The organism is Pannus brasiliensis CCIBt3594, assembly GCF_036688125.1.
GTDB classification, from domain to species: Bacteria; Cyanobacteriota; Cyanobacteriia; order Cyanobacteriales; family Microcystaceae; genus Pannus; species Pannus brasiliensis.
In genome coordinates this window covers 39,382-65,442 of the sequence record NZ_JBAFSM010000027.1, presented here as the reverse complement: position 1 = coordinate 65,442, position 26,061 = coordinate 39,382, and the positions used below count along the sequence as shown (strand labels likewise).

Here is a 26,061-nt window from a genome sequence, read left to right as displayed (position 1 = left end):
AGCCTCGACCTCGACCTCCCCGGTTTTTATCTTTACTTTATAAATACCCTCTTAGGGAGATTTGATTATGTCCGATCGCCGCGTGATTTTGTATCATAAACATCCCAGTAGCGCCCGAACCCTATTCCTGCGGGTTAACGGAACCGTCTGTCTGTTTGACGGTCTGCCGGAACACGCGGGGGGAGCCGAGTCATCGGAAGAGATCGACAGCGAGATCGATCGCTCGATCGTTTCCCCGGCCGAACGGCGCTTCGGTTTACCCGAGGGTTCCCTAGAGATCGAGCGGGAATTTCTCGCGGCGATCGAAACGGAGAAAACCCCGATCCCGACCTATCTCGCCCGTTTTACCGGCATCGATCCCCCGGCGGGATCGATCGAGGGAGAATTCATTTCCATCACCCAAGCCCGCACCTTACCCGCCACGGAATTAAGACTTTTACAATTAGCCTACGATTTCATCATGGAGTGATAGTAAATCCGCGGGAAGTAATCGTAAATTCGCGGACCGCCTTTCTCGAAAAGATGAAGTACATTCCCTCCTTCCTCAAACCGGGATCTCTGTACCTCATCTAAGTGAGAAAGGCTGTAAATAATTTTAAAATTTTTAATCTTGTCGGGGTGCGAGTCTCGCGCCCCGTCTTTCGCGATCATCGACAGCCGATCGTTGACCTCCTCGCCGCACTTCTAGGACAACGAGGAGGTCAAGAACAGTCTGTAAACGGTCTCTCGAAAACAAGGGTTAACGGGCGTACAGACCGATTAGTTCCGCCCGATCGAGAACGTATCCCTCCATCGCTCGAAGAATTTCCGCCTTGGTTTGGCCGGGTTCTAGATTTAAGCGGCGATCGAGAGCGAATAGCCGGAAAAAATAATGGTGCGGCGATGAACCGGGAGGTGGACAGGGGCCGAAGTAACCGTAAGTGCCCTGGGTCGTGATCCCGTGAACTCCCCCGCCCGCTAGTTTTGGCGCGGTGGAAAGTCCGGGCGGTAACTCTCGGAGGTCGCCCGGTAGATCGTAAAGAACCCAATGATCGAAGGTTTTCCCGATCACCGCCACCGCGTCGGGATCGTCCACGAGCAGGACGAAACTCTCGGTTCGTTCCGGACTCTCGCTCCAGAAGAGGGGCGGGGAGATCTGCTTCCCGTCACAAGTGTGTTCGGGCGGGATCGACCCCCCGGAAACAAAAGCCGAACTCTCTATTTTCATGGTCTTATCTTCTAAAGCCTATCCTTTTTACAATAATCCAAAGTGTTCGGGCGGGGCCACGCGTAGGCATTTTTAATCCTTCCTACCCGATCGATCGCTTCCGCGATCCGGGCGAGCGCGGGCGATTTCCCGATCTCGCGGTCGGCGACGAGAGGGGACGGTAGTTTCGCGTGGGTTTCGTTGCCCCGACTCGATCACTCAAGTCTAAGAATCAATTTTATCGCGAAAAATCCAACGGATTTCGCATAAATCCGGTTAAAAAAAACCTCCCCGACTTTAGTAGCGAGGAGGTTTTTAGTAGGGTCTGATAGCACTACGGCTTTCGGGGAAAACAGGAACAAGACGATTACAGGTTTTAGCGGGAAGCTGATAGCTTTCCAGAAAAACTAACCCCGCGCTTTTAACCAATCGACGATCGTGGGAGGTAAATCGCGCTGGACTTTGCCACTGACGTACATCCCGATATGTCCCACCGGGAAAGAACAGGCCGTGTAATCCGATGTACCGATATAATTCGCTAAAGCTAAAGAAGACGGTGGGGGAACGAGGTGATCTTTCTCCGCGTAGAGATTGAGAATCGGCATCGTGACATTGTGGAGATCGACCCGTTTCTCCCCTAACATAACTTCGCCTTTAATCAACTTATTCTGCTGGTAGAAATCCTTGAGAAACTGCCGGTACGCTTCTCCCGCTTGGTCGGGACTATCGAAAATCCATTTTTCCATCCGCAGGAAATTGACTAACTTGGCCTCGTCTTCCATGATGTCGGGAAGATCGAGATATTTCTGATAGCCTAACTGTAACGGTTTCAGTTCTAGGAACTCCATATTGAGATAATCCCCCGGAACATTTCCCATCGCCTCTACCATGAGATCCACGTCTAACGCTTCCGCTCCGAGAGTACATCCCCCGCGCATATTTAATAGGGTATCGGTCTGGTAGAAATCGATCGGCGCGACCATGACCACGATATTTTTAACCTTATCGGGATGTAGGGAACTGTAACAGAGACTAAAGGTTCCCCCCTGACAGATCCCGAGAAGATTAATCTTATCGAGGTGATGACTTTTCCGGATAAAATCCACGCAGTTATCGATATACCCGTTGATATAATCATCGAGCGTTAACCATCGATCGGCCCGCGTCGGATATCCCCAATCGATTAAATACACGTCCAAGCCTAATTTTAATAGATTGGCGACCAGCGATCGACCCTCCTGGAGATCCACCATATAAGGACGGTTCACCAACGCGTAAACCATCAACAACGGGATCGGGAAAGGATTCTCGACCACCGGCTTAAAGCGGTAGAGCGTGATTTTATCCTCGCGATAAACGGCCTCTTTTTCGGAAACCCCGCTCTCGATATCTTCTTCCCGAACCCGTTTCAGATTCTCCAATCCCTTCAGTGTTTTCTCGGTAAATTCCCGATAGTCTTTCGTCGCGTCTTCTAGTTTCATCTGGGTTAAAAATGGCCACATATTCCCTAATCTCCCACTCGCTTAATTGTTTTCGATCGCACTTCCCGATTCTTTCTCCGCCAGAGCTTTCTTCAAGCTTTTAACCTCCTTGCGAAGTTCGTAAATCGTTTTATGAATTTCATCCACTTCACTGCGGAGGGGTAAATTCATCGCCTTTAAATACAACTCCATCAACTCCTGTTGTTTGAGGCGATAGTTATTCAGGGAATTGATAAATTGACCGCGAATTTGGAGATTTTCTGGTTTACAGAAAGTGGCTTCAAATACCTCGTCGGCTACCACGCTCCACACGTCTTGAAACTGTCGCCAGTCCTTGACAGGAGTACCTTTTTCTGCTAGTTCTACCAACTTTTTCATCAACGCTTCAAAAGAGCGAACCTGAATATCCGCGAGAAGGATCTGATAGTTGGTACTGGCTTGATAGAGAGCGCGCCACGCCTCGAACCCGTCGATTAATTTGCGGTTAATCTCCCGCGGTAATCCCAACAAAGGCGCTTGTAACCAAGTCCCGAAAGTTTCCTCGTAGAAGCGAAAATAGAGATTATTAAACTCGATTAACGCCGTATTATCCCCAAGAAAAGCTTTCGCCATCGTCCCGCTCGACATTCCCAACGGATCGAGCCAGAGTTGATTAAACTTCTGTACCTGTTGGAGATAAATTTTCCAGAGTTGACCGACATCCTCGCCGGTTTTCGCGGTGGTATTGGTGAACGCGTCGAATTGTTGGCGCATCGTTTCCGTGTATTTATTTAACACGGTCTGCCAATCGTCCCCCACTTGAATTTTCGGAAAAATATCCTCCCACGCCTCGATCGATAACTGGAGGAATTTCACCAACACATCCCGATTATCGAGATAGCGTTTCGTGGCCTCGTGTAATTCCGGTCGGATATCGCCCATCGGGGTCGGGATCGCGCCCATCATATCGAACCAACTCGACCACATTTTCGCGCCCGTTTCCGTCCAAGTTTTGACGTATTCCGTGGCCATATCATTCCAAATTCGTGTTTGACTGGTCATAAATTTTCGGTAGGATTCATAAATTTTTCGAGGGGATCGTAGGGTGGGTTAGCGAAGCGTAACCCACCAATAAGCCGGAGAGAGAAAAATGATTCGAGATGTAATGTCAATCACGATTTCTTTTCTCCTGACTCCTGACTCCTGACTCCCCATTAAGTATGATGCGCTCCGTTTACCCGTAAAACCTCGCCGGAAACGTAACTACTGGCGACGGGGGAGAGAAGATAGGCGGTCGCCCAGGCGATATCATCCGGTTCGCCGAAACGACGGAAAGGAATCTCCGCGGTGATTTTATCGCGCACTTTTTCGGGAATGGCGAGGGTCATTTCCGTGTTGATGAAACCGGGGGCGATGGCGTTGGCGCGGATGTTGTAGCGGGCGGCCTCGCGGGCTAGGGATTTAACGAGACCGATCACCGCCGCTTTCGTGGCCGCGTAATTCGTCTGTCCCGCGTTGCCCCGATCGCCCGAAATCGAGCTAATACAGACGATCGATCCCGCTTGCCGCTCGTACATTCCCTCGATAAACGGCTTAATCGTGTGATTCACCCCTTTCAAATTGACATTAATTACCATGTCCCAATCTTCCGGGGTGAGTTTGGCGAAAAAGTTATCCCGCGTGATGCCGGCGTTAGCGACGATGCCGTAAACGGGGCCGAGTTCGGCTTCGATTTTCCGCGCCGCTTCCTCCATCGATTCTAGCTTGGTCACATCGGCGACGATGCCCAGTCCTTTCGGGTTGGTAGCGGCTAGATCCGTGTAGGCTACCTTCGCGCCGAGATCGGTTAGCAACGACACGATCGCCGCGCCGATGCCCCGATTGCCTCCCGTGACGACGATGACTTTATCTTCCAATCCCAATGACACCATAATTTTTCCTCCTAGATTCTCTCGAAAGCGATCGCCGTCCCGCCACCGGTCCCGTGACAGATAGCGGCGAGTCCGAGGGTTTTATCGTGTACCGTCAACGCGTTGAGTAGGGTGACGATAACCCGCGCCCCGGACGCGCCGATGGGATGTCCCAGGGCGATCGCGCCCCCGTGGACGTTTTGTTTATCCCGCGCCAATCCGAGATCTTTTTCAAAAAGTAGGTTATTGAGCGCGAAAGCCTCGTTATTCTCGACGAGATCGAAATCCTCGATCGATTTCCCTAATTTCGCCAGTAATTTCTTGACCGCGTACACGGGAATCTCGGGAAAACGGGCGGTTTCGCCCCCGGCCCACGCGCTTCCCAACACTCGGGCGATCGGTTGCAAACCGTACTCGTCCACCGCTTTCTGACTGGCGACCAAAATCGCGGCCGCGCCGTCGGAAATCTGGCTACTGTTGCCCGCGGTTAACACGCCCTCGGGGTTAAAAGCCGGCCGGAGTTTCCCGAGTCCTTCCGCGGTACTATCGGCACGGATGCCCTCGTCGGCGGCGATGATTTCCGTGCTTTTTTTGGCTTTAATCTCGATCGGTACGATTTCTTTACTAAACCAGCCTTTTTCGGTCGCGGTGGCGGCGCGTTGGTGGGAGAGGGCGGCGATCTCGTCGAGTTCGCTCCGGGAAACCCCTCGATCGAGGCAAAGGCGATCGACCTGTACCCCCATCCCTTCGCCGGTAGTCGCGTCCGTTAGCCCGTCGTAAACGAGGAGATCGGTTAACGGTTCCATAGCCGCGCCCATCAGCAATTTATAGCCCCATCGCGCGCGACTGGAGAGGAAAAAGCCGGTTTGCGACATGGATTCGATGCCTCCCGCGAGGACGAGATCGGCTTCTCCAGCGCGGATCGAGGTGACGGCGTTACTGACGGCGATCATGCCCGAGGAACAGACCATATCCACGCGATACCCGTCCACATCGAGGGGAATTCCCGCTTTTATCGCCGCCTGTCGCGGAATTAACTGTCCGTGGCCCGCGCCTAAAACGTTCCCGAAAATATAGAGATCTAGCGCGGACGCGGGCAGATTCGCTCTTTCTAGCGCCGCCCCCATCGCTTTCGCCCCGAGATCCGCGGGCGATAATCCCGCTAATCCTCCCCCGAAACGACCGATCGGGGTACGAACGGCCGATACGATATAAATATTTGACATAAGTTTGTTGTCTCTATACAACGACAAGCTAAACAAACCAGAACAATTTTGCAAAAATGTTACGGATTCTGAAGGTTTCTCGATCGAAAATTGTCGGTTCCATTCCGATCCTGCTACACGATCCCCCCGTTCGAGGAGAAATTCATTTCAATTTAACTTTTGGGAGAGGAGACCGGGTAAAGGCAGAGTCTGAATTTTTGACAAAAGCGTTTTCGGCTGGATAATTTCTTTTTTCGCCGTTTTTTTCCCGATAAGCGGGGGGAGGGAGAGCGATCGAATCTCTATGGCCGACCTCGATCGAGTTCGCTAGAATTGCAGAATCCCTCTCTTTCCCCGCGGGTTTCCCGATTTCATCCCCTTACTATCAGGCTTGTGGGTTCGTTTTATACTAGAAAAATAGCGTTCCGATTCACGCGAGGGAGTATGGTTCATATCCTGCGAGCGACCTGCACAGACGGTCAACTAATTCTTCAAGAAAAACTCGATCCCGAACTCGAAGGAAAAAAGGTACGGGTGATCGTTCAAGAAATCGTCGAACCGGAAAGCGAGAACTCGATAACTACTACCGAACCCTCACTAGAATCTCTCTACGGGATTTGTGCCGAAGATTCGATTATTCTTGATGAGAGTGACACATGGACGGAACAAGATAGACTCGATCTAGTGTCCTTTTCCCTGCAATCCGCGGGTCTAAACTATCCAGAAGATGAGGGGTTAATCGAGTGACTTTTAATCCCGGTGAAGTGGTTACGGTGGATTTTCCAGGTGTCACGGGAATTAAACGTCGTCCCGCCGTTATTTTGTCCTCGAAAACCTATCACGCGAACCGTCCCGATGTCATCGTCGGGTTGATCACGACCCGAACAACCGAGTTAAGCGTGACCGATTATGTCCTTCAGGATTGGCAATTAGCGGGTTTACGAGTCGCGTCCGTTTTTCGGAGTTTTATCGTGACTTTACCCCCGTCGGCTAATTTGGTTAGTATCGGACAATTATCGGAACGGGATTGGCAGGGAGTTCTCGCGTGTGTCAAGATAGCTATCGCGGGATTAGACATTCCGAAACCCGCGTCCGAATCCGAAAATTAAAACCATGATTTTGATACAAAAATCGATCGAGGAAAAAAAGAGGAATCGACGATCCCGATAGGAAGGTAAAAACCATGTTTCGACTCGCCATCGCCCTAATTCTCGTCCTCACCGAAGGATTTTTTATTAACATAAAAGCCGAAGAAAGTCAAGTGCTATCGAAAATCACTTTCGATCTCTCGACCATCTCCGAATCCGGGTTAATCGGTACGGGAACGGGGGTTCGATCGCTCGCCTACGAGTTCTGCATTCCCGCGAACCCGGAAACCGAGAAAGAAGTCAGATCGATCGATCCCTCCCTGAAAATCTACCGCCACAGTCCCGGTCGTATCCGTTGCCAGAAAACTCAATATCTCTGCATCGGCGAAACCCATCAACCGAAATGGCGAGAGAAGTTACTAAACCTCGCGAATCTGGCCTATATCGAGAAAATCCAACAATTCCACGGCGAATAAATTCCCACGCCCCTCACCCTATAGCGGGAACGGGCGGGATTAGATTAAGATCGAGTCAACGGTGTAAAACGACTAGAGTAGCGACAAATTCCATGACTGCCACCATTGCTGTAGAAAAAAAGAAATTAGACAAGCCCCCGTTAGAACTGCATTATTTAGGCGATCGAGTCCTCCGTCAACCCGCCAAACGCGTCGCCAAGGTCGATGACAGCATCCGACAGATAGCCCGCGAGATGCTCCAGACGATGTATAGTTCGCAGGGAATCGGGTTAGCGGCGCCCCAAGTCGGCATCCATAAACAGATCATCGTCATCGACTGCGAACCCGACAAACCGGAAAATCCTCCCCTCGTTTTAATCAACCCCCAGATTACCGGCTACGGTCGCGAACTCTGTAAAGCCGAAGAAGGCTGTTTGAGCATTCCCAACGTGTATCTAGACGTGATCCGTCCGCACACGATCGAGGTCAGCTTCAAAGACGAACAGGGACGGCCGCGCAAACTGAAAGCCGACGGTTTACTCGCGCGCGTCATCCAACACGAGATGGATCACCTTAACGGGGTCATGTTTGTCGATCGAGTCGAAAACGAACTGGCGCTAACCACGGAACTGAAAAAACACGGTTTCGCGGTCGGCGCGGTCAAACCGATCGATAAAGTGTGAGGCCGTGTAACAATAAAACCATCGCTCGATCGAGTTTAGGAGTGGACAGCGTGACACCAAAAAGCGGCGTTTTCTTATTGGGATCGTGTATCGCGGCCATCGCGGCCACCGGTTGCGTTTTTGAACTGACCTCGGGAAACCCCGACCTCGGCAACACGACCACCAGTTTAATTCTCGTCGCTAGTATTCCCCTTACCGCGCTCTTCTTCTGGGCGGCCGTGAAAGATACTAGAGCGAATTATAAGTAAGATGTTTCCTCTCCCACCCATCCAGGGAGAGGAGATCGATCGATTTCTAAACTATTCCCGAAGCAGGATGTTTTCGGGTAGCCAGCATCTAGAAAACTAACGATACTTCGGAAAATCGATATACCCTTCCTTCTCGAAAGAATACCAATCCTTCATATCCGCGGGAGGATTCAACGGCCAATTATTGGCGAACCGTTCCACCAGATCGGGATTACTAATATAGTCACGACCGAACGCGATCAGATCCGCGTCTCCCGATTGAATCATCTCCTCCGCCGTTTCTTTCGTGTAGCCACAATTGCCGATAATCGCGTTCTCGAAAACCGATCGGAACTCCGCGAGCGTCATCGGTTCACCCTTTTCATGAAACCCGAAAGCCAACCCGTCGAGTATATGTAAATACCCTAACTTACACTCGTTTAACCGTTCCGCCACGTAAAGGAAAGTTTCCCGGAAATCGTCCGAACCCATGTCATTGTAAACCCCGTTCGGAGAGAGACGAACCCCGACCCGATGCGCGGGAAAAACCGTCAGAATCGCTTCGACAATTTCCTGTAAAAAACGGTAGCGATTTTCCAAACTCCCGCCGTAGATATCCTCGCGATGGTTGGTCGAAGATTGGAGGAAAGTATCGATTAAATACCCGTTCGCGGCGTGAATTTCCACCCCGTCAAAGCCCGCCTCTTTCGCCCGTTGTGCCGCGCGCCGGAAATCCTCGACAATCGCGGGAATTTCCGCGGTTTCTAACGCTCTAGGAACCTCGTGGGGCTGTTTCCCGATCGGGGTGTGAATTTCCCCAGAAATGGCGATCGCCGAAGGAGCCACCGGTAACTCGCCGTTATGAAAACTACTATGAGAGGCGCGGCCGCAGTGCCATAACTGGCAGAAAATCGGCGTTCCTTTCATCCGGGTCACTTTGGTGACGATTTTCCACGCTTCCGCCTGTTCGTCCGTGTAGATCCCCGGCGTATTCAACCAACCGATACCCTGTTCGGAAATCACCGTCGCTTCGGTGATTAATAGGCCCGCGCTCGCCCGTTGTTTGTAATACTCGGCCATCATCTCGTTCGCGAGTCGTTTTTCCCCGGCCCTAGCGCGGGTCATCGGCGCGAGAACGATACGATTCTCTAAAGATAGGTCTCCTAGTTGAAATTGGCTCAAAAGAGTGAGCGAGGCGGTAGCGCTAGTCATGTCGGTTACGGATAAAAGGATTAGGGGGATTTTACGTCCCCTAGCTAAAATCGTACATCACGCGCGCGGGTGATCCGTCCGGCCGGTTGAAACGTCGGGTACTGACCGATAGAATGATAGGGTATTTCCCCGATCGCCACAGAGCGAGGATTCCCGCGATGGATACCCGAACCGAAATAGAGTCGAGACCGGAGATTGAATCGGAACGACCGAGTTCGCTAGAATACCCGAATGCCGACGACTACCGGATTACCGAACTCGTACTCAGTGGCGAGGACGCGGAAAGGTTTCTCGAAACGGTTTTCAATCCCCCCCCTCCGAATGAAGCGTTTAAAAAAGCCGTGTTAAACTATAAAAAATTCCTGCGGGGAGAATTGCCGTAATCATCGAACTTTTCGATAATTCTCGACATCAGCGATCGAAATCTTCTCGCGATCTTACACCATTCTCTACAGATAGATTTTTTTCGGTACTTTTTATAGACACATTAGATGAAGAAGCCGTCATATTTTATCGAAAATATCGAGCGCGTTTTGCTCAGAATTTTCTGACCGAAAAGCTCGATTTACTATTCAAGAAGATTCAAGAAATAATTGAGAGTGAATTACATGGTTAAAATTATCGATCGAAAATCGTTAGGCGTTCAACCCGTGTACGATATCGGGGTCGAGACGGATCATAATTTCCTGCTCGCCAACGGAACGATCGCTTCCAATTGTTTCAACAAATCCCACTCGACCGCCTACGCTTACGTCACCTATCAAACGGCGTACTTGAAAGCGAATTATCCGGTCGAGTACATGACCGCCCTGCTGACCGCCAGTAGTGACAATCAGGACAAGGTGGAAAAGTACCGGGAAAACTGTCAGAAAATGAACATTGTTGTCGAGCCGCCCGACATCAATCGATCGAATAAACATTTTACCCCGATCGGCGAGAGTATTCTCTTCGGGTTATCGGCGGTGAGAAACTTGGGCGAGGGGGCGATCGATGTGATTTTACGGGCCCGAGAGGAAGCGGGCGGAAAGTTTGAATCCCTCGCGGATTTCTGCTCGCGGGTCGATCTGCGCGTGGTCAATAAACGGGCGTTAGAAACGTTAATTTATTGCGGCGCGTTCGATAAAATTCAACCGAACCGAAATCAACTCATTCACGACATCGAACTCGTGGTCGCCTGGGCGCAAAAACGCGCCAAGGAAAAAGAAAGCGGTCAAATGAATATCTTCGATATGTTAGGGAGCGCGGACGTTGCGGAAAATAGCGGGGAATCGGAGTTTGAACAGGCTCCGAGCGCGCCACCGGTCGAGGATTTTTCCCTACAGGAAAAACTGAAGCTAGAGAAAGAGCATTTAGGGTTTTACGTTTCCGAACATCCCTTGAAAGCGGTACAGAAAGCGGCCGGTTTGCTCGCTCCCATCAATCTCGCGGATCTAGAAGAACACAAATCGAGAAAAAAAGTCAGCGCGATCGTTTTATTGGCGGCGGTGAAGAAAATCATGACCAAAAAAGGAACCCCGATGGCTTTCCTCACCGTGGAAGACGCGTCGGGACAGTCGGAAGCCGTGGTGTTTTCCGATACCTACGAGCGGGTTCAGAAACTTCTCGTCGATGACGCGCACCTGATCGTCTGGGGCAAGGTCGATCGCCGGGAAGATAAAGTACAGTTAATTATCGAGGACGCGGAACCGATCGAGACGGTGAAAATGGTCCTGGTTAACCTTTCCCCGGCCGAGGCGCTCGATCCTCACCGTCAGAATCACCTGAAAAGTATCCTTCAATCGGGCGATCGTCAAAAAGCGAGAGTTCCCGTGATCGCCACCATCGGCTCGGGAACCCAGCGTCAATTTATACGGTTAGGGCAAAATTACTGGGTTCAGGATGGGGGATCGACAGAAGAAGTCTTAAAGAGCGCGGGCTTTGACGCGACAACTCAACCCCTGGTCGGCAAGTAAATCCCGCTCTTCCAGCACCCAGAAGCCATTGCGCCGCCAATACTGTTCCTGTAACGCGCTTTCGATCTCTTCTTCCGGAACCAATCCCCTCTCGATCAGGATCTCGCCTAATCTTTTGGACTGGCTCTCTTGTAGGCGAATCCCTTCCGCTAACTGCTCGGAAGAGATGGCGTGGTTTTTCACGAGAATTTCACCTAACCGCATAGGGATGTTCCAAATGTCAACTACCTTTTTACAGGATACTATAGGTACTCATCCTATAGGATGATGATCGCGGAAAATGTGCCGGGGAATTCTGTAAAGATTTTTTTAGCTTTATCGGTATGACGGATCTCGATCGCCTGTTCCGAACCATTGAAACCCTTGTCCTGTGTCACTCTCCTAGTGGTGTGGAGGGGGAGATCGATCGCTTCCTACTCGATCGATTCCGCGAACTCGGATTAGAAACCCGGCAGGACGCGGCCGGGAACGTGATATCCCGTATACCGGGACGCGACGCGAGCCGGAAAATCGCCATCACCGGACACAAGGACGAGATCGGGGCGATCGTCAAGGAAATTCAAGCGGACGGCACGATACAGGCGCGAAAACTGGGGGGATCGTATCCCTGGATCTACGGCGAGGGAGTGGTGGATATTCTCGGCGATCGGGAGACGATATCGGGGATACTTTCTTTCGGATCGCGCCACGTCTCCCACGAATCGCCGCAGAAAGCCCAGCAGGAAAACACCCCCGTCACCTGGGAGGACGCGTGGATCGAGACGAAATGTAGCCCGGAAGAATTGGCCGCTTTCGGGGTGCGTCCGGGTAGTCGGGTGGTGGTCGGAAAACACCGCAAACGACCGATCCGCCTCAAAGATCATATCGCCAGTTACACCCTCGATAATAAAGCGTCGGTGGCCATCCTCCTCGCGCTCGCGGAAACGGTACGGGAACCCGCGTTCGACGTGTATCTCGTCGCCTCCGCGAAAGAGGAAGTCGGGGCGATCGGGGCGTTATTTTTCAGCGCCAATCAGCGACTAGACGCGTTAATCGCGCTGGAAATCTGCCCCCTTTCCCCGGAATACCCGATCGAGGACAGTACCGCCCCCGTTTTACTATCTCAAGACGCTTACGGGATTTACGACGAGGATCTGAATCGGGAATTACGGACGGCGGCGGAACGGACGGGAATCCCCCTACAATTAGCGGTAATTAGCGGGTTCGGGAGCGATGCCTCGATCGCCATGAAATTCGGTCACGTCGCTCGGGGGGCCTGTTTAAGTTTCCCGACCCAAAATACTCACGGGTACGAGATCGCGCCCCTCGGTTCGATCGCCAATTGTGTCGCGATTTTACAAAGCTATTGCCGGTCATCTCTCTAAAATCTATCTAGAGAAAGCACTGGAAAGCAATCATTCGTGGTAAGCTACGCGAGAAAGTTCCGTACCCGAAATCGCTTCTGACCTAACCCGATAAAAGATTTATGCTAGTTATTCCCACCGAGATTCCCGATGTATTAATCATCGAACCGAGAGTGTACGGGGACGATCGGGGGTTTTTCTTTGAAAGTTTTAACGAGAGAGCCTTTCAAGAAAAGACCGGTATTCGCTCCCCCTTCGTGCAGGATAATCATTCCCGTTCCCTAAAAAACGTGGTTCGGGGACTACATTACCAGATTCAAAACCCGCAGGGCAAACTCGTTCGCGTCGCGATCGGGAGTGTCTTCGATGTGGTGGTCGATCTCCGTCAAAGTTCCCCCACCTTCGGGCGATGGGTCGGTTGTCTACTCAGTGCCGAAAACAAACGTCAGCTATGGGTTCCCGAAGGATTCGCCCACGGATTTTCCGTTCTTTCAGAATACGCCGATTTTTTATATAAAACCACGAATTATTACGCCCCGCAGTACGAACGGACGATCGTTTGGAACGATCCCGATCTGGGAATCGATTGGAAACTCGACGGGGAGCCTCTTTTAGCGGAGAAAGACCGAGCGGGACAGGCTTTTCGATCGGCCGAGGTTTTCCCGTAAACATCGCGATTCACCGTTAGCTTTCCCGACCGAGAAATTATCTATGCCTAAAATTTTACTCATCGGCGCGCGGGGACAGGTGGGGCGGGAATTACAGTTCACCCTACCCCCTCTCGGCGAGGTCATCAACATCGGACGCGAGGAACTGGATCTAACCGACGGCGAGGGAATTCGCGCCCTCGTCCGGGCTACACGGCCGGAGATTCTCGTCAACGCCTCCGCTTACACCGCGGTCGATAAGGCCGAGAGCGAGGTAGAACTCGCTTATGCCGTCAACGCCGAGGCCCCGAAAATCCTCGCGGAAGAGGCCGGGAGATGCGGGGCGAGGTTCCTGCATATTTCCACCGATTACGTTTTCGACGGTCGGCAAAACACCCCGTATCGGGAAACCGATCCCGTTAACCCCTTAAGTGTCTACGGAAAAACGAAATTACAAGGGGAAGAATTTATCCGAGAGATCGATCCGAACTCGATCGTTCTCCGTACCGCTTGGGTATACGGAATTCACGGGAAAAGTAATTTCGTCAAGACGATGATCCGTCTGGGCAAAGAACGGGAAGAATTAAAAGTAGTGATGGATCAGGTGGGAAGTCCGACGCTCGCGAAAGATATCGCCGACGCGATCGCCGTTCTCTTGAAAAATACCGACACTCCGGGGGGGATCTATCACTTTACCGATAGCGGGGTCGCCAGTTGGTTCGATCTGGCGCGGACGGTTTTCGACGAGGCGAAAACGTTGGGAATCCCGTTAAAAATTCAGCGGGTTATTCCCATCACGACCGCCGAATACCCGACTCCCGCCGTCCGTCCCGCCTATTCCGTCCTTTCCGGTCAAAAAATCCACGATCGACTCGGGTATATCCCCCCCTACTGGCGCGATTCTTTGACATCGATGATGGCCGGGTTCGCGACCCTCTAGGAGAAAACGATCGAAGGATACCGAATCAATACCCGCGAATTTCTTCTATCTAAATTGTATTCCTACCCGCGAGAGTTTATGAAAGCACTGATTTTATCCGGTGGAAAAGGTACGCGTTTACGTCCCCTAACCTACACGGGCGCGAAACAATTAGTCCCGGTCGCCAACAAACCGATTCTCTGGTACGGTATCGAGGCGATCGTCGCGGCGGGAATCACCGATATCGGTATCATTATCAGCCCGGAAACCGGCGATGAAATTCGCGAGAAAACGGGTGCGGGGGAACACTTCGGGGCGAAAATCACCTATATCCTTCAAGAACACCCCGCGGGACTCGCCCACGCGGTGAAAACGGCCCGATCGTTTTTAGGCGATTCGCCTTTTATCATGTACCTGGGCGATAACCTGATCGAAGATCCCCTGACTCCCTTCCTGGAATCGTTTCACGAACAATCCCTCGACTCGTTGATCCTCCTGCGGAAAGTGTCCGATCCCGGTGCCTTCGGGGTGGCGAAAGTGGATGAAACGGGAAAAGTTTTACAGTTAGTCGAGAAACCGAAGAATCCCCCGTCCGATCTCGCGCTGGTGGGGATTTACTTTTTCGCGCCGACGATTCACGAGGCGATCGACGCGATTCAACCCTCCGCGCGCGGGGAGTTGGAGATCACCGACGCGATTCAGGAGTTGATCGTTCTAGAGAAATCGGTAGAGGCATTACAGTTAAGCGGCTGGTGGCTCGATACCGGGAAAAAAGACGATCTTTTAGAGGCGAATCGGATTATTCTCGATACCCGTCTCGAAATTTCCGTCAACGGTCAGCTAGGCGATCGGAGTCAGGCGATCGGCCGGGTACAGATCGGCGAGGGAACTCGGGTAATCAATAGCACGATCCGCGGCCCGGTGATCGTCGGCGATCGTTGCCACATCGAGAATTGTTTTATCGGCCCCTACAGCAGTATCGCCGACGGGGTGAAACTGATCGACACGGATATCGAGCATAGCGTGATTCTGGAGGGGGCGATCGTCACGGGAATCCATCAACGTATCGTCGATAGCGTCATCGGACGGCGCGCGAAACTGGAAATCGCCCCGCGACGGCCGAAAGCGCTCCGTTTTATGATCGGTGACGATTCTCACGTCGAGTTAGTGTGAGATCGATAAACAACCTCTGCCGATAGTCGATCGGAAAATCTCGCCGGAAACCGAGCGAAAAACTTTCGGGAGAATCCTTCCCCCCTCGGAAAAAAACAACGATCCCGGACTCGATCGGGGTAAGAACGCGGGAAAACCCCGATCGAGAGAATTTTTTATCGCCCCGGTTTTCCCCGTACCCCGATCGTTGTAGAATATACTCATCAGCTTCCGGGAGACAGTTATCGGTTAATCCCTATCTCCTCACTCCGGGAACCGGCGGGATTTCCTGCCAAGCTGAAAAAAAAGCTTACGTTACCTTCTATCTTACGCGCTCCTTTGACGGGGGGCGTGTTTTCGCTCGCGAACGCGAACGCCCTCGCGAGCGATAATGGGAGGAAATCCCGGCGCGTCTCGCTCGCGCTCAGTCTATGAAACCACGATTTAAAAATCGCCTCGCCTGGGAACAGGCAGAACGATTGATGCAACCCGCGTTTATTCGGGTTCTGGATAATTTACGGAAACAGTTGGAAAATTCCCCGTGGGCAGGCACTTTTCAAGAGATCGAGACTCCTTACCCCGGTTATCGGCTCTGTTTGACGCGCGGGGAACACTCGACTACCGTAGATCTCTGGGATCTCTGTTTCCGGATCTGTTTTCTCGATTATCCCGCGGACGAGAGCGGGGAAAGCCAGGAGATCGACATCGATACGGCTTTACTCGACGAGACGGGAGAGGTGGACTGGCACGGTCTAGAAACGAAAACCGATCGAGTGATCCGACAGCTATTCGCGAATTTACCCACGGATGAAGTATGAAAGAACAGTTACGGGAAGTTCAGGAGAAATACGGGGCGATTTTTCGGGAAAATCACGACGTTCCAGAAAGTTTTAACCGAGATCGGGACGCGCTTACCGCCGATCCCCTACTGATCGATCGCTCCGATCTCGGTGTCCTCTGGATGACGGGAAGCGATCGCCTGCGTTTCCTCCATAACCAAACCACCAACCGGATCGATAGTATCCGACCGGATCGGGGCATGGAGACGATTTTCGTTAACTCTACCGGGCGAACCCTCGATCTGGCGACCGTTTACGCCACCGAAGACTCGCTCTTGATTCTCGTCGATCCGAACCGTCGCTCGTTTCTCCTCCCGTGGATCGATCGCTACATCTTCCCGATGGATAAGGTGGAAATTACGGACGTTAGCGACAATTTTGGCGTTTTTACCCTGATCGGTGATAGAAGCGGGGAATACCTACAAAAAATCGGGGTTTCCGAGGAGATTTTAGCGGGGGTGGAGGGGGATCATCGAGAGGTTTCCGTGGCGATCGGCCCGATCCGCGTCGCGGTCGGGACGGGATTGGATCTGCCCGGATACACGCTGATCGTTCCGGTGGCGATTCTCGCACCGTTTTGGGAGGAATTGGTGAAAATGGGAGCGATTCCCGCGGGATCGACGGTTTGGGAGACTTTACGCGTCCGACAGGGAAGACCGGCGGCCGATCGAGAGTTAACCGAGGACTATAACGCGCTGGAAGCCGGGCTATGGCGGGCGATTTCCTTCGAGAAGGGCTGTTATATCGGACAGGAAACGATCGCCCGTCTGAACACCTATAAAGGGGTGAAACAGCGGCTGTGGGGAATCCAACTCGATCGACCCGTGGAAGTGGGGACGGCGATCGAGGGAGAAGCGGGGAAAATCGGCGAGATTACCAGCGTTGTCGATAATTTCGCGCTGGGATACGTGAAAACGAAAGCGGGCGGCCCCGGATTAGCCGTGAAGGTCGGCGAGGCGAAGGGGGAAGTCGTCGCGGTTCCCTATTTACGGCACGAGTACCTCTAAAACCGCACGAGGGAATATAACCAGTCGGTAATCAGGCGAGGACAGTTCTTTTTGAACCAACGCAGGGCGAAAACGCGGAAAACCGGTTTCGAGGAACGGGCGATCGCTTTGGAGAGGCTTTTTAAGGGACGGGTGGGAACTTTGCTGTTGATCAGATTCACCGAACCGATATCGTAGAGAGAATCGAGGATGAGTTTAGCCGTGGCTTCCTCGCGCTCGAAAAGATTCTGGAGGAGTAGGAGGATATTGTCTAGGCGTTCCTGTTCGGCTCGTTGTTCTTGGAGTTTTTGTGGGGGGTAGCTACGGGTAGCTACGAGTTGATTCTTCGAGTTAGTCATCGGGATTTCTCGATCGGGGCTGATGCTTTTAACTCTAACCCCGATCGCCGCGGGCGGGTATCCCGAATTTCCTCGATCTCTCGTTTCCGAACCATTATCCCCCGTTCTCGCCCTTTCTCGCCGCTCGGTCAGCGGGCCGAAAGCGGGTTATTGTAAGAGAGTGCGATACGTGTAACGGAGGAACGATCGATGGACATCCTGATTGTCGAGGATGAGATGGAGATCGCCCGCTTGATCCAGCAGACTCTAGAGAGAGAATCGTTTTCCTGTCATGTCGCGCATAACGGGCGGGTGGGATTGGAACTTTTTTACCAAAAACAGCCGGAATTGGTAATTCTCGACATCATGTTACCGGAGTTGGACGGGTTGGAAGTGTGCGCGCGTATCCGGCAGAAACCGGGGACGAAAGATCCCTATATTTTAATGTTGACGGCGCGGGGGGAGGAGATCGATCGAATTATCGGCCTGTCCACCGGCGCGGACGATTATCTAGTGAAACCTTTTAGTCCGCGGGAATTGGTGGCGCGAGTCCGGGCCCTACTCCGGCGAAGTCTCCGTCACGACGCGGGACCGCGCCAACTGCATCGTACCCGTCATTTCTCGATCGATCTCGACGGACATCAAGCCATCCGACAACTCGACGGACAGACAGCGGAAATCCTCGATCTCACCACCCTAGAATTCAATCTCCTCGCCACTTTCGTCAGTTATCCCGGTCGCGTCTGGAGTCGTACCCAGTTGATCGATAATTTGTGGGGAAATGACTTTTTCGGCGATGAACGGGTGGTAGATACCCATATCCGCCGTTTACGGGTGAAAGTGGAACCCGATCCCGCCAATCCGATGTTTATTAAAACCGTGGTCGGCGTGGGTTATAAATTCGAGGACGAGACGGGGTAAATGGTTTTCGGAATTGCCGGTTTCCCGTCGCAATAGGAAGGGATTTTCACGCGATCGCGAAGTCGGTAAATTGTCTCACGTCCGGCGGTTGAAAAGCTAGAACGATCTCGCTATTGGGAATCCCTAATCGCGTGAGTTCGTCGGCGATTCCTTCTTCTGTATAGTCTTCTTCAATATAAATTTTTTCGTTTTTGATGCGAACGTGAACGTGAGTATATCGTCGCCGTTTACTTCCCTCCCAGTCCAAGGTTAACCAAAGATAATGATCGCGCGTTTCATCGAATACTAGGCACGTTTCTAGACGATGATTCGGCGACTGTCGGACTAATCGATCGTATTCCGTGAGAATTTTTTTAATACATTCTCGATAGTGATTTAATTTATCCATGATGCGATCTTCTCTCTTTCATCATTAAAAACAATAAATTTTACACCGTGACGTTTAACAATAGCTTGAATAGCATCTTTTTGAAAGAAATCTTCAAATATCGTGTCACGAATGGCTAAGTAAATTTCATAATTTTGATTAGTTAGTTCTAAAACATCCCTATATATGAGATACTGCCCCAACGCATTTTGAAGATCTCGAATCAGTGAAAAGCTAATAAAACTTTTAATCTCAACCACTATTGTATTCCCTCGTTTTTCAGCGAGCAAAGGTTTTTCGACGAGTAGATCGGCGAATAGATCGACATCCCCAAATTGTAAAAAATAAGGATCGGCAAGGATAACCCAACCATCTTTAATCAAGGCATTTTTAACCGCGTCGTGATAAATATCTTTTGCTGGCATAAATCGATATCGTGTTCGGTGTAAAAGTGAGAGGGCGGAACTGGATTCCGCCCCGTATTCGGAGACTTACACCCCGATCGCCTCGCGTTCGATCGACTGAACCCGATCGAGATACTTCTGTAACTCCTCACCCTCGATTACCTCTTTATTGAGGATTTCTAGGGCGATTTCTTCGAGAAGATCGCGGTTTTTATTGAGGATAGCGAGGGCGGTTCGATGTCCCTCTTCCACGATATCCTTAACCTCTTCATCGATCGCCCGCGCCGTGTCATCGCTAACCATACGACGGGGGTTCATCATGCCATCGCCGAGGAAATTATTCTGTTGACCTTTCTCGTAGGCGAGAGGGCCGAGAACCTTACTCATTCCGTAAGTTGTCACCATTCGTTCCGCGAGATCCGTGGCGCGTTGTAAATCGTTCGCCGCGCCGGTGGTGATGCTACCGAAGACAATTTCCTCCGCGGATCTTCCCCCTAATAATGTCGCGATCTGATCGCGTAATTCCGATTCATCCATTAGGAAACGGTCTTCCGTGGGCATCTGTAACGTATACCCTAGCGCCGCCATCCCGCGGGGAACGATCGAGATTTTCGCCACCTTCCCGCCACCCGGCATAACCGCGCCGACGAGGGCGTGACCTACCTCGTGATAGGCGACGATTTTCTTCTCTTTATCGGAGAGAACGCGGCTTTTCTTCTCTAAACCCGCGACCACCCGTTCGATCGCCTCGTTAAAGTCCTCTTGGGCTACCGTGTTCCGCTGTTGACGCGCCGCCAGTAACGCCGCTTCATTGACGAGGTTGGCTAAGTCCGCGCCCGCGAATCCGGGAGTCCGGGTAGCGATCGCTTTCAGATCCACGTCCGGGCCTAATTTCACCTTACCGGCGTAAATTTCGAGAATTTTCAGGCGGCCGGCGAGATCCGGGCGATCCACGAGTACCTGGCGATCGAACCGTCCCGGCCGTAATAACGCGGGATCGAGGGTTTCCGGGCGGTTCGTCGCGGCGAGGACGATTACCGTCGCGTCTCCGGCGTTGAATCCGTCCATCTCCGTGAGTAACTGGTTGAGAGTCTGCTCGCGTTCGTCGTTCCCGCCGATAAAACCGCCATTCGCGCGGGATTTCCCGATCGCGTCCAGTTCATCGATAAAGATGATACAGGGGGCTTTTTTCTTCGCCTGTTCAAACAGATCGCGAACCCGCGCCGCGCCCGCGCCGACGAACAATTCCACGAACTCGGAACCGGAGATACTGAAGAAAGGAACGTTCGCTTCGCCCGCGACCGCTTTCGCGAGTAGGGTTTTTCCCGTCCCCGGCGGGCCGACTAATAACACGCCCTTGGGAATGCGTGCGCCTATATTGGCGTAACGTTGGGGATATTTGAGGAATTCGACGATTTCCGCGAGTTCGACTTTCGCTTCTTCTACACCGGCCACATCTTGGAAGGTCGTTTTCGTACTATCGCCTTCCACGTAAACTTTAGCGCGGCTTTTCGTGATCGAGAGCGCGCCCGCGGGGCCGCCACCACCGCCGCGATTGAGGAAAAATTGCCAGATAGCGACAAAAATCAGCGGGGGAATCACCCAACCGAGGATACTACCGATCCAGCCGTTTTTCGGCGGGGGCGCGGCGGCGAACTCGACCCCTTTGGCTTCGAGGCGTTTGGGCAATTCTAGGTCAAAAATCGGCGTTGTGCTGTAAATCGGGCCGTATTGCCCCTCTTGGTCGCTTTTCATCTGATAGCGGATCTCGTTCTGTCCCACGGATGCCCGCGCTACTTTCCCGTCTTCCACCTGGTCGATGAAGAGGCTGTAGGGAACTTTCGGGACGGGGGAACCGAAGATCTGCGGGAAAAATAAATTCACCAGCAGGAATAAACCGCCGATCGCCAGTAAAATATTGCCGATCAGCCGGGATTGTGAGGGAGGTTTGCTTTTTACACTCATCGTTACGCCAAATTGATTAAAAGTGGTCTCTACCTCTCTCTATTGTAGGGGTACGGGATCTTCCTTTATCCCCCGCGCGGGGGAACGGCCGGGTAGGGATTCCCGCCATCCGGAAAAAATTTTTCGCCCGATCGAGGATAGATCCCCTACAATACAGACAATTTATCGATACCCTCGAATCATGCTGACTTCCCGGAATAATCCTCTCGTCTCTCTACCGAAAGTAGTACCCGCCATCTCGGAAGACGATCGCTTCAAACAACAACGGATGACGGAAGTTTTATTATTACTCGATAGTTTATTCGAGCGCGAGGAGGCGACGGTAAAAATGATCCTCGATTGTCTCTACGATGTGGGTTCGATTAATTTAATCGATAAGAAATTTCGACGGCGACCGTTAAATCGAATTATGCGGGCGATCGCCCGTCTTTCCAAACCTATTTTTAAGATCTACGCGCTCTATTGGTTTAAAAAGAATTGTCCGAAATTAATCACCAATTGGCTCGGTAATAAAGTGAAATTCAAGTGAGTTTTAGCGGGTGAGATAACTTTCGTCTAATGCCTGTTCCACGGTGACGATCGGTTCTTCGGGAAAGGTATCGATCGATAGTCCACTGGTATCGGCTAGAATGTCTCTCGCGTTTCGATAACATTCAGGGAATACCTCGATCAGATAGTTTTTTAAACTCGGACTCGCTTTAAGCTCATCCTTAATTTGTTGACGAAAATTCCGAATTTCGCCTTTCCATTTATTGGCATTGTACTCTCGTTCTGATTTCCAATAGCCTAATTTCAACAAATGCTCGAAAAGACGGGTTAAAAGATTTTTGACCGCTCTTCTGTCGCTTCTTCCCACGCTTTCTAACTCCTCGATCACATTTTCCCAATCCACTACATCAAATTGTTTCTGTCGTAACTTCTCGATCGTGGTTTCTAGCCAGAGGCAATAATCCCGAGCGTATAAAATATCCGTTTTCGCGGTTTGTATTGTCATGGTTTTCCTCGAAATCTAGAGAGTAAAAATTCGGGACAGATCGATCGAGAGATCGGGAAAGGCTACGGGAGAGAGAAAATCGGCACTCGATCGAGTAAAAACTTCCCTCATTCCGGAGATAACATTTACCCTTGAAGAAAATTTAGCGCTCGCTTCCATCCTCATTTTCCTCCTCCTCGCTTGGATGAATCCGGGGATTCAGTAAACTTCTGACCGGTTTCCCCCCTTTCAGATGTTCCTCGACAATCCGTTCCACATCGCTAGGTTTCACGCGAAAATACCAAGTTTCTTCCGGCAGAATTCGCACCGTCGGACTGGTACTACATTGTCCCTGACAACCGCTCGTCATCACGATCGCGTCTTCCGGAAGATCCGCCAATTCAAAAGCCGAAAGCACTTTCAAAGCGCCCTGCACCGCGCAGGAAGAATGCTGACAGACCATGATAAATTTTTTGCCCGGATAAGTCATATTTTAGAGTTGGAGATAGCGGGTGTATACGGGAATTGTCTCGCGAGCGATCGACAATCCTTCTCCCTTTATAATAGACTTCTCGCGCGATGGGGTCTGGATGCTCTAAAAACTTCAAAACCTGGAATTATACAAGATAAACAAGTTTTTTCTGGGATTTTCAACGATAAAATTCTTTCTCCTTCCTCCTGGCTCCTGACTCCTGGCTCCCTAACCACGCGACAATTTTTCAATTCCGCGAGCGGTCGAATATGCGCGCCCGCCGGCAGTGGGGAAAATCCCCCGCCCGATCGGTTAGAATAGAGTGTTCGGGCTATTCCCTACAGAATTCTTCCTCACACTAGCAATCGGAGTATTAACGCCGTGGTCGTACAAATCGAATCGAATCAAAACTACGAAGCCAAAACCCGCGAGATCGCGAAACAACTCCTCGCCGAAACCCGCGAGAAACGATCGCTTTGGGCGACTTTACAGGATCAGATGCGTTGGGACGATAAATTACTCGGTTGGGCGATGGCTAACCCCAATTTACGGGTGCAGTTATTCCGCTTTATCGACTGTCTCCCGGCCCTGCGTAGCAACGCCGAGATCGCTAACCACCTCCAACAATACCTCGGTGATGAATCGGTAGAACTGCCCGGCGCGCTGAAAGGTATTCTCAACTTCAGCGATCCGCATTCCCCTCCCGCGCAACTAGCCGCCGCCACAATCAGTAAAGCGGTGGAAACCCTCGCGCGCAAGTACATCGCGGGGGAAGACGAGGCACAAGTCACCAAAACCGTCGAACGTCTGCGAAAAGAGAAAATGGCGTTCACCATCGATCTGCTCGGTGAGGCGGTGATCGCGGAATCGGAAACGAAAGCCTATCTACAAGGCTACCTCGACATTATGGAACACCTCGCGAAAGAGGCTACCCGATGGGGACGGGTTCCCGAAATCGACGAGGCGGACGGCGAACGCATACCGCAAGTGCAAGTTTCTGTCAAGCTCACCGCGTTTTATTCTCAATTCGATCCCATCGATCCGGAGGGGAGTCGGGAGAAAGTGAGCGATCGCATCCGTCTCCTCTTGCGTCGCGCGAGGGAATTGGGGGTCGCGATCCACTTCGACATGGAACAGTACGTCTATAAAAATCTCACCCTCTCCATCCTGAAAGATTTATTATTAGAAGAAGAATTCCGAACCAGAACGGATATAGGAATTACCTTACAGGCTTATTTACGAGATTCCGAAGCGGATTTAAAAAATTTAATCGAATGGGCGAAAAAACGCGAATATCCGGTCACGGTGCGACTGGTGAAAGGAGCCTACTGGGATCAGGAAACGATTAAATCGCTCCAGAATCACTGGCCTCAGCCGGTGTATAACGAGAAATCCGCCAGCGATGCTAATTTCGAGCGGATGACGAGCTTATTACTGGAAAATCATCAGTATCTCTACGCCGCGATCGGTAGCCATAACGTGCGCTCTCAAGCTCTCGCCTGCGCCATCGCCGAAACCCTACAGATCCCCCGTCGTCGCTTTGAAATGCAGGTATTGTACGGGATGGGCGATCCCCTGGCGAAAGCGTTAGTCAAGCGCGGACATCGGGTACGCGTCTATTCGCCCTACGGGAAACTATTACCGGGAATGGCGTATTTAATCCGCCGTTTATTGGAGAATACGGCGAATAGTTCTTTCCTCCGGCAGAATTTAGAGGATCGCCCCGTTGACGATCTGATCGCGCCGCCGAAAGTTTTAGGTAACGATAAGTCCGTTTCTAAAGGTTTCCCGAACGCGCCGGATACCGATTACGCGAACGATGAATTACGGGAGAAAGGGAGAAAAGCGTTAGATTTCGTCAAGAATTCCCTCGGGAAAACCTATTTACCCCTGATTAACGGCGAATATGTCTCCACGGAAACGGTGATCGATTCGGTGAATCCCTGTAATCCGATCGAGATCGTCGGTAAGATCGGGTTACTGTCGATCGAACAGGCCGAAACCGCGATCGAGGCGGCGAAAAAAGCTTTCCCCGCGTGGAAAAAAACCCCCGTTCGGGAAAGAGCGGGAATCCTGCGGAAAGCGGCGACTTTAATGGAAAATCGGCGACACGAACTCTCCGCGTGGATCTGTTTGGAAGTGGGGAAAGTCATCCAACAGGCCGATATGGAAGTCTCGGAAGCGATCGATTTCTGTCGTTATTACGCGGACGAGATGGAACGTCTCGACGCGGGACATAATTTCGACGTTTCCGGGGAAAATAATCGCTATATCTATCAACCGCGGGGAATCGCTCTCGTTATCTCCCCCTGGAATTTCCCCCTGGCGATCGCCGTCGGTATGACGGTCGCGGCCTTAGTCGCGGGCAATTGCACCCTCTTGAAACCCGCGGAAACCTCCACGGTAATCGCCGCTAAATTCGCCGAAATTCTCGTAGAAGCGGGCATTCCAAAAGGCGTTTTCCAATTTATCCCCGGTAAGGGTTCCCAGGTGGGCGCGCACATCGTCAAACACCCGGATATTCACCTGATCGCCTTTACCGGTTCGCGGGAGGTTGGCTGTCGCATCTACGCGGACGCGGCGCTCGTCGCCCCCGGACAGAAGCATTTAAAACGGGTAATCGCCGAAATGGGCGGGAAAAACGCGATTATCGTCGATGAGAGCGCGGATCTCGATCAGGCGGTTGTCGGCGCGGTGAAATCGGCTTTCGGCTACACGGGACAAAAATGCTCGGCCTGCTCGCGGATCGTCGTTCTCGATCCGGTGTACGATGCCTTTGTCGATCGATTTGTCGAGGCTACCAAGTCTCTAAATATCGGCGCGACGGATTTACCCGGTACGGAAGTCGGCCCCGTGATAGATGACAAAGCCCAAGCGCGTATCCGCGAGTACATCGAAACGGGCAAACAAGAGGCGGAAGTGGCGTTAGAAATGCCGATTCCGGAAACGGGATATTTCGTCAGTCCGACGGTGTTTAAAAACGTTCCTCCTAGTGCCGCGATCGCCAGCGAGGAGATTTTCGGCCCGGTGGTGGCGATCACGCGGGTGAAGAATTTCGAGGAAGCGTTAGCGGTGGCGAACGGGACGGATTACGCGCTCACCGGCGGCTTATATTCCCGCACTCCGGCGCATATTAACCGAGCGATCGAGGAATTCGAGGTCGGGAATCTGTATATTAATCGATCGATCACCGGGGCGATCGTTTCCCGTCAACCCTTCGGCGGTTTCAAGATGTCCGGGGTAGGATCGAAAGCCGGCGGCCCGGATTACCTCCTACAATTCCTCGAACCGCGTCACGTTAGCGAGAATATCCAGCGTCAGGGATTCGCGCCGATCGAGGGAGCGGAATAAACGAGA

General features: G+C 51.8%; 31 protein-coding genes. 18 read left to right on the top strand and 13 right to left on the bottom strand.

Features of this window, described 5'->3' with window-relative positions:
• Positions 1 to 67 precede the first annotated feature (67 nt).
• Positions 68 to 469, top strand: coding sequence for a hypothetical protein (locus V0288_RS14700; RefSeq protein ID WP_332865873.1), 402 nt, complete (start codon positions 68 to 70; stop codon positions 467 to 469).
• Positions 470 to 739: 270 nt separating this feature from the next.
• Here V0288_RS14700 and V0288_RS14695 read toward each other — a convergent pair whose 3' ends face one another.
• The 5 genes from V0288_RS14695 to V0288_RS14675 form a co-directional block, all read right to left on the bottom strand.
• Positions 740 to 1,207 (bottom strand): YbhB/YbcL family Raf kinase inhibitor-like protein, encoded by a 468-nt coding sequence (locus V0288_RS14695; RefSeq protein ID WP_332865872.1) that lies wholly within the window; start codon positions 1,205 to 1,207, stop codon positions 740 to 742.
• 386 nt (positions 1,208 to 1,593) lie between these two features.
• Positions 1,594 to 2,688, bottom strand: a complete 1,095-nt coding sequence (locus V0288_RS14690; protein ID WP_332865871.1) for a class III poly(R)-hydroxyalkanoic acid synthase subunit PhaC — start codon at positions 2,686 to 2,688, stop codon at positions 1,594 to 1,596.
• Between the two features lie 21 nt (positions 2,689 to 2,709).
• Complete coding sequence (phaE, locus tag V0288_RS14685) at positions 2,710 to 3,708, bottom strand: class III poly(R)-hydroxyalkanoic acid synthase subunit PhaE (RefSeq protein WP_332865870.1); 999 nt, start codon at positions 3,706 to 3,708, stop codon at positions 2,710 to 2,712.
• A gap of 152 nt (positions 3,709 to 3,860) precedes the next feature.
• Positions 3,861 to 4,577, bottom strand: a complete 717-nt coding sequence (phaB, locus tag V0288_RS14680) for an acetoacetyl-CoA reductase PhaB (RefSeq protein WP_332865869.1) — start codon at positions 4,575 to 4,577, stop codon at positions 3,861 to 3,863.
• A gap of 11 nt (positions 4,578 to 4,588) precedes the next feature.
• Positions 4,589 to 5,782 (bottom strand): thiolase family protein, encoded by a 1,194-nt coding sequence (locus V0288_RS14675; protein WP_332865868.1) that lies wholly within the window; start codon positions 5,780 to 5,782, stop codon positions 4,589 to 4,591.
• A 423-nt stretch (positions 5,783 to 6,205) separates the two neighbouring features.
• Here V0288_RS14675 and V0288_RS14670 point away from each other — a divergent pair, with 423 nt between their 5' ends.
• The 5 genes from V0288_RS14670 (at position 6,206) to V0288_RS14650 (ending at position 8,235) form a co-directional block, all read left to right on the top strand.
• Positions 6,206 to 6,508 (top strand): hypothetical protein, encoded by a 303-nt coding sequence (locus tag V0288_RS14670; RefSeq protein WP_332865867.1) that lies wholly within the window; start codon positions 6,206 to 6,208, stop codon positions 6,506 to 6,508.
• Positions 6,505 to 6,870, top strand: a complete 366-nt coding sequence (locus V0288_RS14665; RefSeq protein WP_332865866.1) for a type II toxin-antitoxin system PemK/MazF family toxin — start codon at positions 6,505 to 6,507, stop codon at positions 6,868 to 6,870. The genes V0288_RS14670 and V0288_RS14665 overlap by 4 nt, the downstream gene beginning before the upstream one ends.
• 74 nt (positions 6,871 to 6,944) lie before the next feature.
• Entirely contained in the window at positions 6,945 to 7,325 is a 381-nt protein-coding gene (locus V0288_RS14660) for a hypothetical protein (protein WP_332865865.1), read from the top strand.
• A gap of 92 nt (positions 7,326 to 7,417) precedes the next feature.
• Positions 7,418 to 7,987, top strand: coding sequence for a peptide deformylase (gene def, locus V0288_RS14655; protein WP_332865864.1), 570 nt, complete (start codon positions 7,418 to 7,420; stop codon positions 7,985 to 7,987).
• 50 nt (positions 7,988 to 8,037) lie between these two features.
• A complete protein-coding gene (locus tag V0288_RS14650) occupies positions 8,038 to 8,235 on the top strand; it encodes a hypothetical protein (RefSeq protein ID WP_332865863.1) in 198 nt (65 codons plus the stop codon).
• A 96-nt stretch (positions 8,236 to 8,331) separates the two neighbouring features.
• On the opposite strand, the gene V0288_RS14645 is transcribed toward V0288_RS14650, so the two are convergent.
• Positions 8,332 to 9,426 (bottom strand): alkene reductase, encoded by a 1,095-nt coding sequence (locus V0288_RS14645; protein WP_332865862.1) that lies wholly within the window; start codon positions 9,424 to 9,426, stop codon positions 8,332 to 8,334.
• Between the two features lie 158 nt (positions 9,427 to 9,584).
• On the opposite strand from V0288_RS14645, the gene V0288_RS14640 reads away from it, so the two are divergent.
• Both V0288_RS14640 and V0288_RS14635 read left to right on the top strand, forming a co-directional pair.
• Entirely contained in the window at positions 9,585 to 9,809 is a 225-nt protein-coding gene (locus tag V0288_RS14640; protein WP_332865861.1) for a type II toxin-antitoxin system TacA family antitoxin, read from the top strand.
• Between the two features lie 225 nt (positions 9,810 to 10,034).
• A complete protein-coding gene (locus V0288_RS14635) occupies positions 10,035 to 11,378 on the top strand; it encodes a helix-hairpin-helix domain-containing protein (protein ID WP_332865860.1) in 1,344 nt (447 codons plus the stop codon).
• Here the strand turns inward: V0288_RS14635 and V0288_RS14630 are convergent.
• Positions 11,328 to 11,582 carry a cyclic di-GMP-binding domain-containing protein, MshE-related gene (locus V0288_RS14630; protein WP_332865859.1) on the bottom strand — a complete coding sequence of 85 codons (255 nt, stop codon included), beginning with the start codon at positions 11,580 to 11,582 and terminating at the stop codon, positions 11,328 to 11,330. The genes V0288_RS14635 and V0288_RS14630 overlap by 51 nt on opposite strands.
• A 119-nt stretch (positions 11,583 to 11,701) precedes the next feature.
• Between V0288_RS14630 and V0288_RS14625 the strand changes: the two genes are divergently transcribed.
• The 6 genes from V0288_RS14625 to ygfZ all read left to right on the top strand — a co-directional run bounded on the left by V0288_RS14625 (position 11,702) and on the right by ygfZ (position 17,285).
• Positions 11,702 to 12,742: a M42 family metallopeptidase gene (locus tag V0288_RS14625; RefSeq protein WP_332865858.1), complete on the top strand. Its 1,041-nt coding sequence runs from the start codon at positions 11,702 to 11,704 to the stop codon at positions 12,740 to 12,742.
• 101 nt (positions 12,743 to 12,843) lie between these two features.
• Complete coding sequence (gene rfbC, locus V0288_RS14620; RefSeq protein ID WP_332865857.1) at positions 12,844 to 13,389, top strand: dTDP-4-dehydrorhamnose 3,5-epimerase; 546 nt, start codon at positions 12,844 to 12,846, stop codon at positions 13,387 to 13,389.
• Positions 13,390 to 13,432: 43 nt separating this feature from the next.
• A complete protein-coding gene (gene rfbD / locus V0288_RS14615) occupies positions 13,433 to 14,308 on the top strand; it encodes a dTDP-4-dehydrorhamnose reductase (protein ID WP_332865856.1) in 876 nt (291 codons plus the stop codon).
• A 78-nt stretch (positions 14,309 to 14,386) separates the two neighbouring features.
• The gene (locus V0288_RS14610) at positions 14,387 to 15,460 is read left to right on the top strand and encodes a glucose-1-phosphate thymidylyltransferase (protein ID WP_332865855.1); all 1,074 of its coding nucleotides are present in this window, start codon (positions 14,387 to 14,389) and stop codon (positions 15,458 to 15,460) included.
• 410 nt (positions 15,461 to 15,870) lie between these two features.
• Positions 15,871 to 16,257, top strand: a complete 387-nt coding sequence (locus tag V0288_RS14605) for a hypothetical protein (protein WP_332865854.1) — start codon at positions 15,871 to 15,873, stop codon at positions 16,255 to 16,257.
• The gene (ygfZ, locus tag V0288_RS14600; protein ID WP_332865853.1) at positions 16,254 to 17,285 is read left to right on the top strand and encodes a CAF17-like 4Fe-4S cluster assembly/insertion protein YgfZ; all 1,032 of its coding nucleotides are present in this window, start codon (positions 16,254 to 16,256) and stop codon (positions 17,283 to 17,285) included. Before V0288_RS14605 ends, ygfZ begins: the two co-directional genes overlap by 4 nt.
• Here the strand turns inward: ygfZ and V0288_RS14595 are convergent.
• A complete protein-coding gene (locus V0288_RS14595) occupies positions 17,282 to 17,623 on the bottom strand; it encodes a hypothetical protein (RefSeq protein WP_332865852.1) in 342 nt (113 codons plus the stop codon). The genes ygfZ and V0288_RS14595 overlap by 4 nt on opposite strands.
• 22 nt (positions 17,624 to 17,645) lie before the next feature.
• Between V0288_RS14595 and V0288_RS14590 the strand changes: the two genes are divergently transcribed.
• Complete coding sequence (locus V0288_RS14590) at positions 17,646 to 17,798, top strand: hypothetical protein (RefSeq protein WP_332865851.1); 153 nt, start codon at positions 17,646 to 17,648, stop codon at positions 17,796 to 17,798.
• A 14-nt stretch (positions 17,799 to 17,812) separates the two neighbouring features.
• Positions 17,813 to 18,523 carry a response regulator transcription factor gene (locus V0288_RS14585; RefSeq protein WP_332865850.1) on the top strand — a complete coding sequence of 237 codons (711 nt, stop codon included), beginning with the start codon at positions 17,813 to 17,815 and terminating at the stop codon, positions 18,521 to 18,523.
• Positions 18,524 to 18,569: 46 nt separating this feature from the next.
• Here the strand turns inward: V0288_RS14585 and V0288_RS14580 are convergent, their stop codons facing one another.
• The 3 genes from V0288_RS14580 to ftsH4 form a co-directional block, all read right to left on the bottom strand.
• Positions 18,570 to 18,911, bottom strand: coding sequence for a XisI protein (locus tag V0288_RS14580; protein WP_332865849.1), 342 nt, complete (start codon positions 18,909 to 18,911; stop codon positions 18,570 to 18,572).
• Positions 18,899 to 19,315: a XisH family protein gene (locus V0288_RS14575; RefSeq protein ID WP_332865848.1), complete on the bottom strand. Its 417-nt coding sequence runs from the start codon at positions 19,313 to 19,315 to the stop codon at positions 18,899 to 18,901. The genes V0288_RS14580 and V0288_RS14575 overlap by 13 nt, the downstream gene beginning before the upstream one ends.
• 66 nt (positions 19,316 to 19,381) lie before the next feature.
• Positions 19,382 to 21,259 carry an ATP-dependent zinc metalloprotease FtsH4 gene (gene ftsH4, locus V0288_RS14570; RefSeq protein WP_332865847.1) on the bottom strand — a complete coding sequence of 626 codons (1,878 nt, stop codon included), beginning with the start codon at positions 21,257 to 21,259 and terminating at the stop codon, positions 19,382 to 19,384.
• 181 nt (positions 21,260 to 21,440) lie between these two features.
• Here ftsH4 and V0288_RS14565 point away from each other — a divergent pair, with 181 nt between their 5' ends.
• Complete coding sequence (locus V0288_RS14565) at positions 21,441 to 21,788, top strand: hypothetical protein (RefSeq protein WP_332865846.1); 348 nt, start codon at positions 21,441 to 21,443, stop codon at positions 21,786 to 21,788.
• Positions 21,789 to 21,791: 3 nt separating this feature from the next.
• On the opposite strand, the gene V0288_RS14560 is transcribed toward V0288_RS14565, so the two are convergent.
• Positions 21,792 to 22,253, bottom strand: a complete 462-nt coding sequence (locus tag V0288_RS14560) for a DUF29 domain-containing protein (protein ID WP_332865845.1) — start codon at positions 22,251 to 22,253, stop codon at positions 21,792 to 21,794.
• A gap of 142 nt (positions 22,254 to 22,395) precedes the next feature.
• Positions 22,396 to 22,722, bottom strand: a complete 327-nt coding sequence (locus V0288_RS14555; RefSeq protein ID WP_332865844.1) for a (2Fe-2S) ferredoxin domain-containing protein — start codon at positions 22,720 to 22,722, stop codon at positions 22,396 to 22,398.
• A 363-nt stretch (positions 22,723 to 23,085) separates the two neighbouring features.
• On the opposite strand from V0288_RS14555, the gene pruA reads away from it, so the two are divergent.
• Positions 23,086 to 26,055, top strand: a complete 2,970-nt coding sequence (gene pruA / locus V0288_RS14550; protein WP_332865843.1) for an L-glutamate gamma-semialdehyde dehydrogenase — start codon at positions 23,086 to 23,088, stop codon at positions 26,053 to 26,055.
• Positions 26,056 to 26,061: the final 6 nt, after the last annotated feature.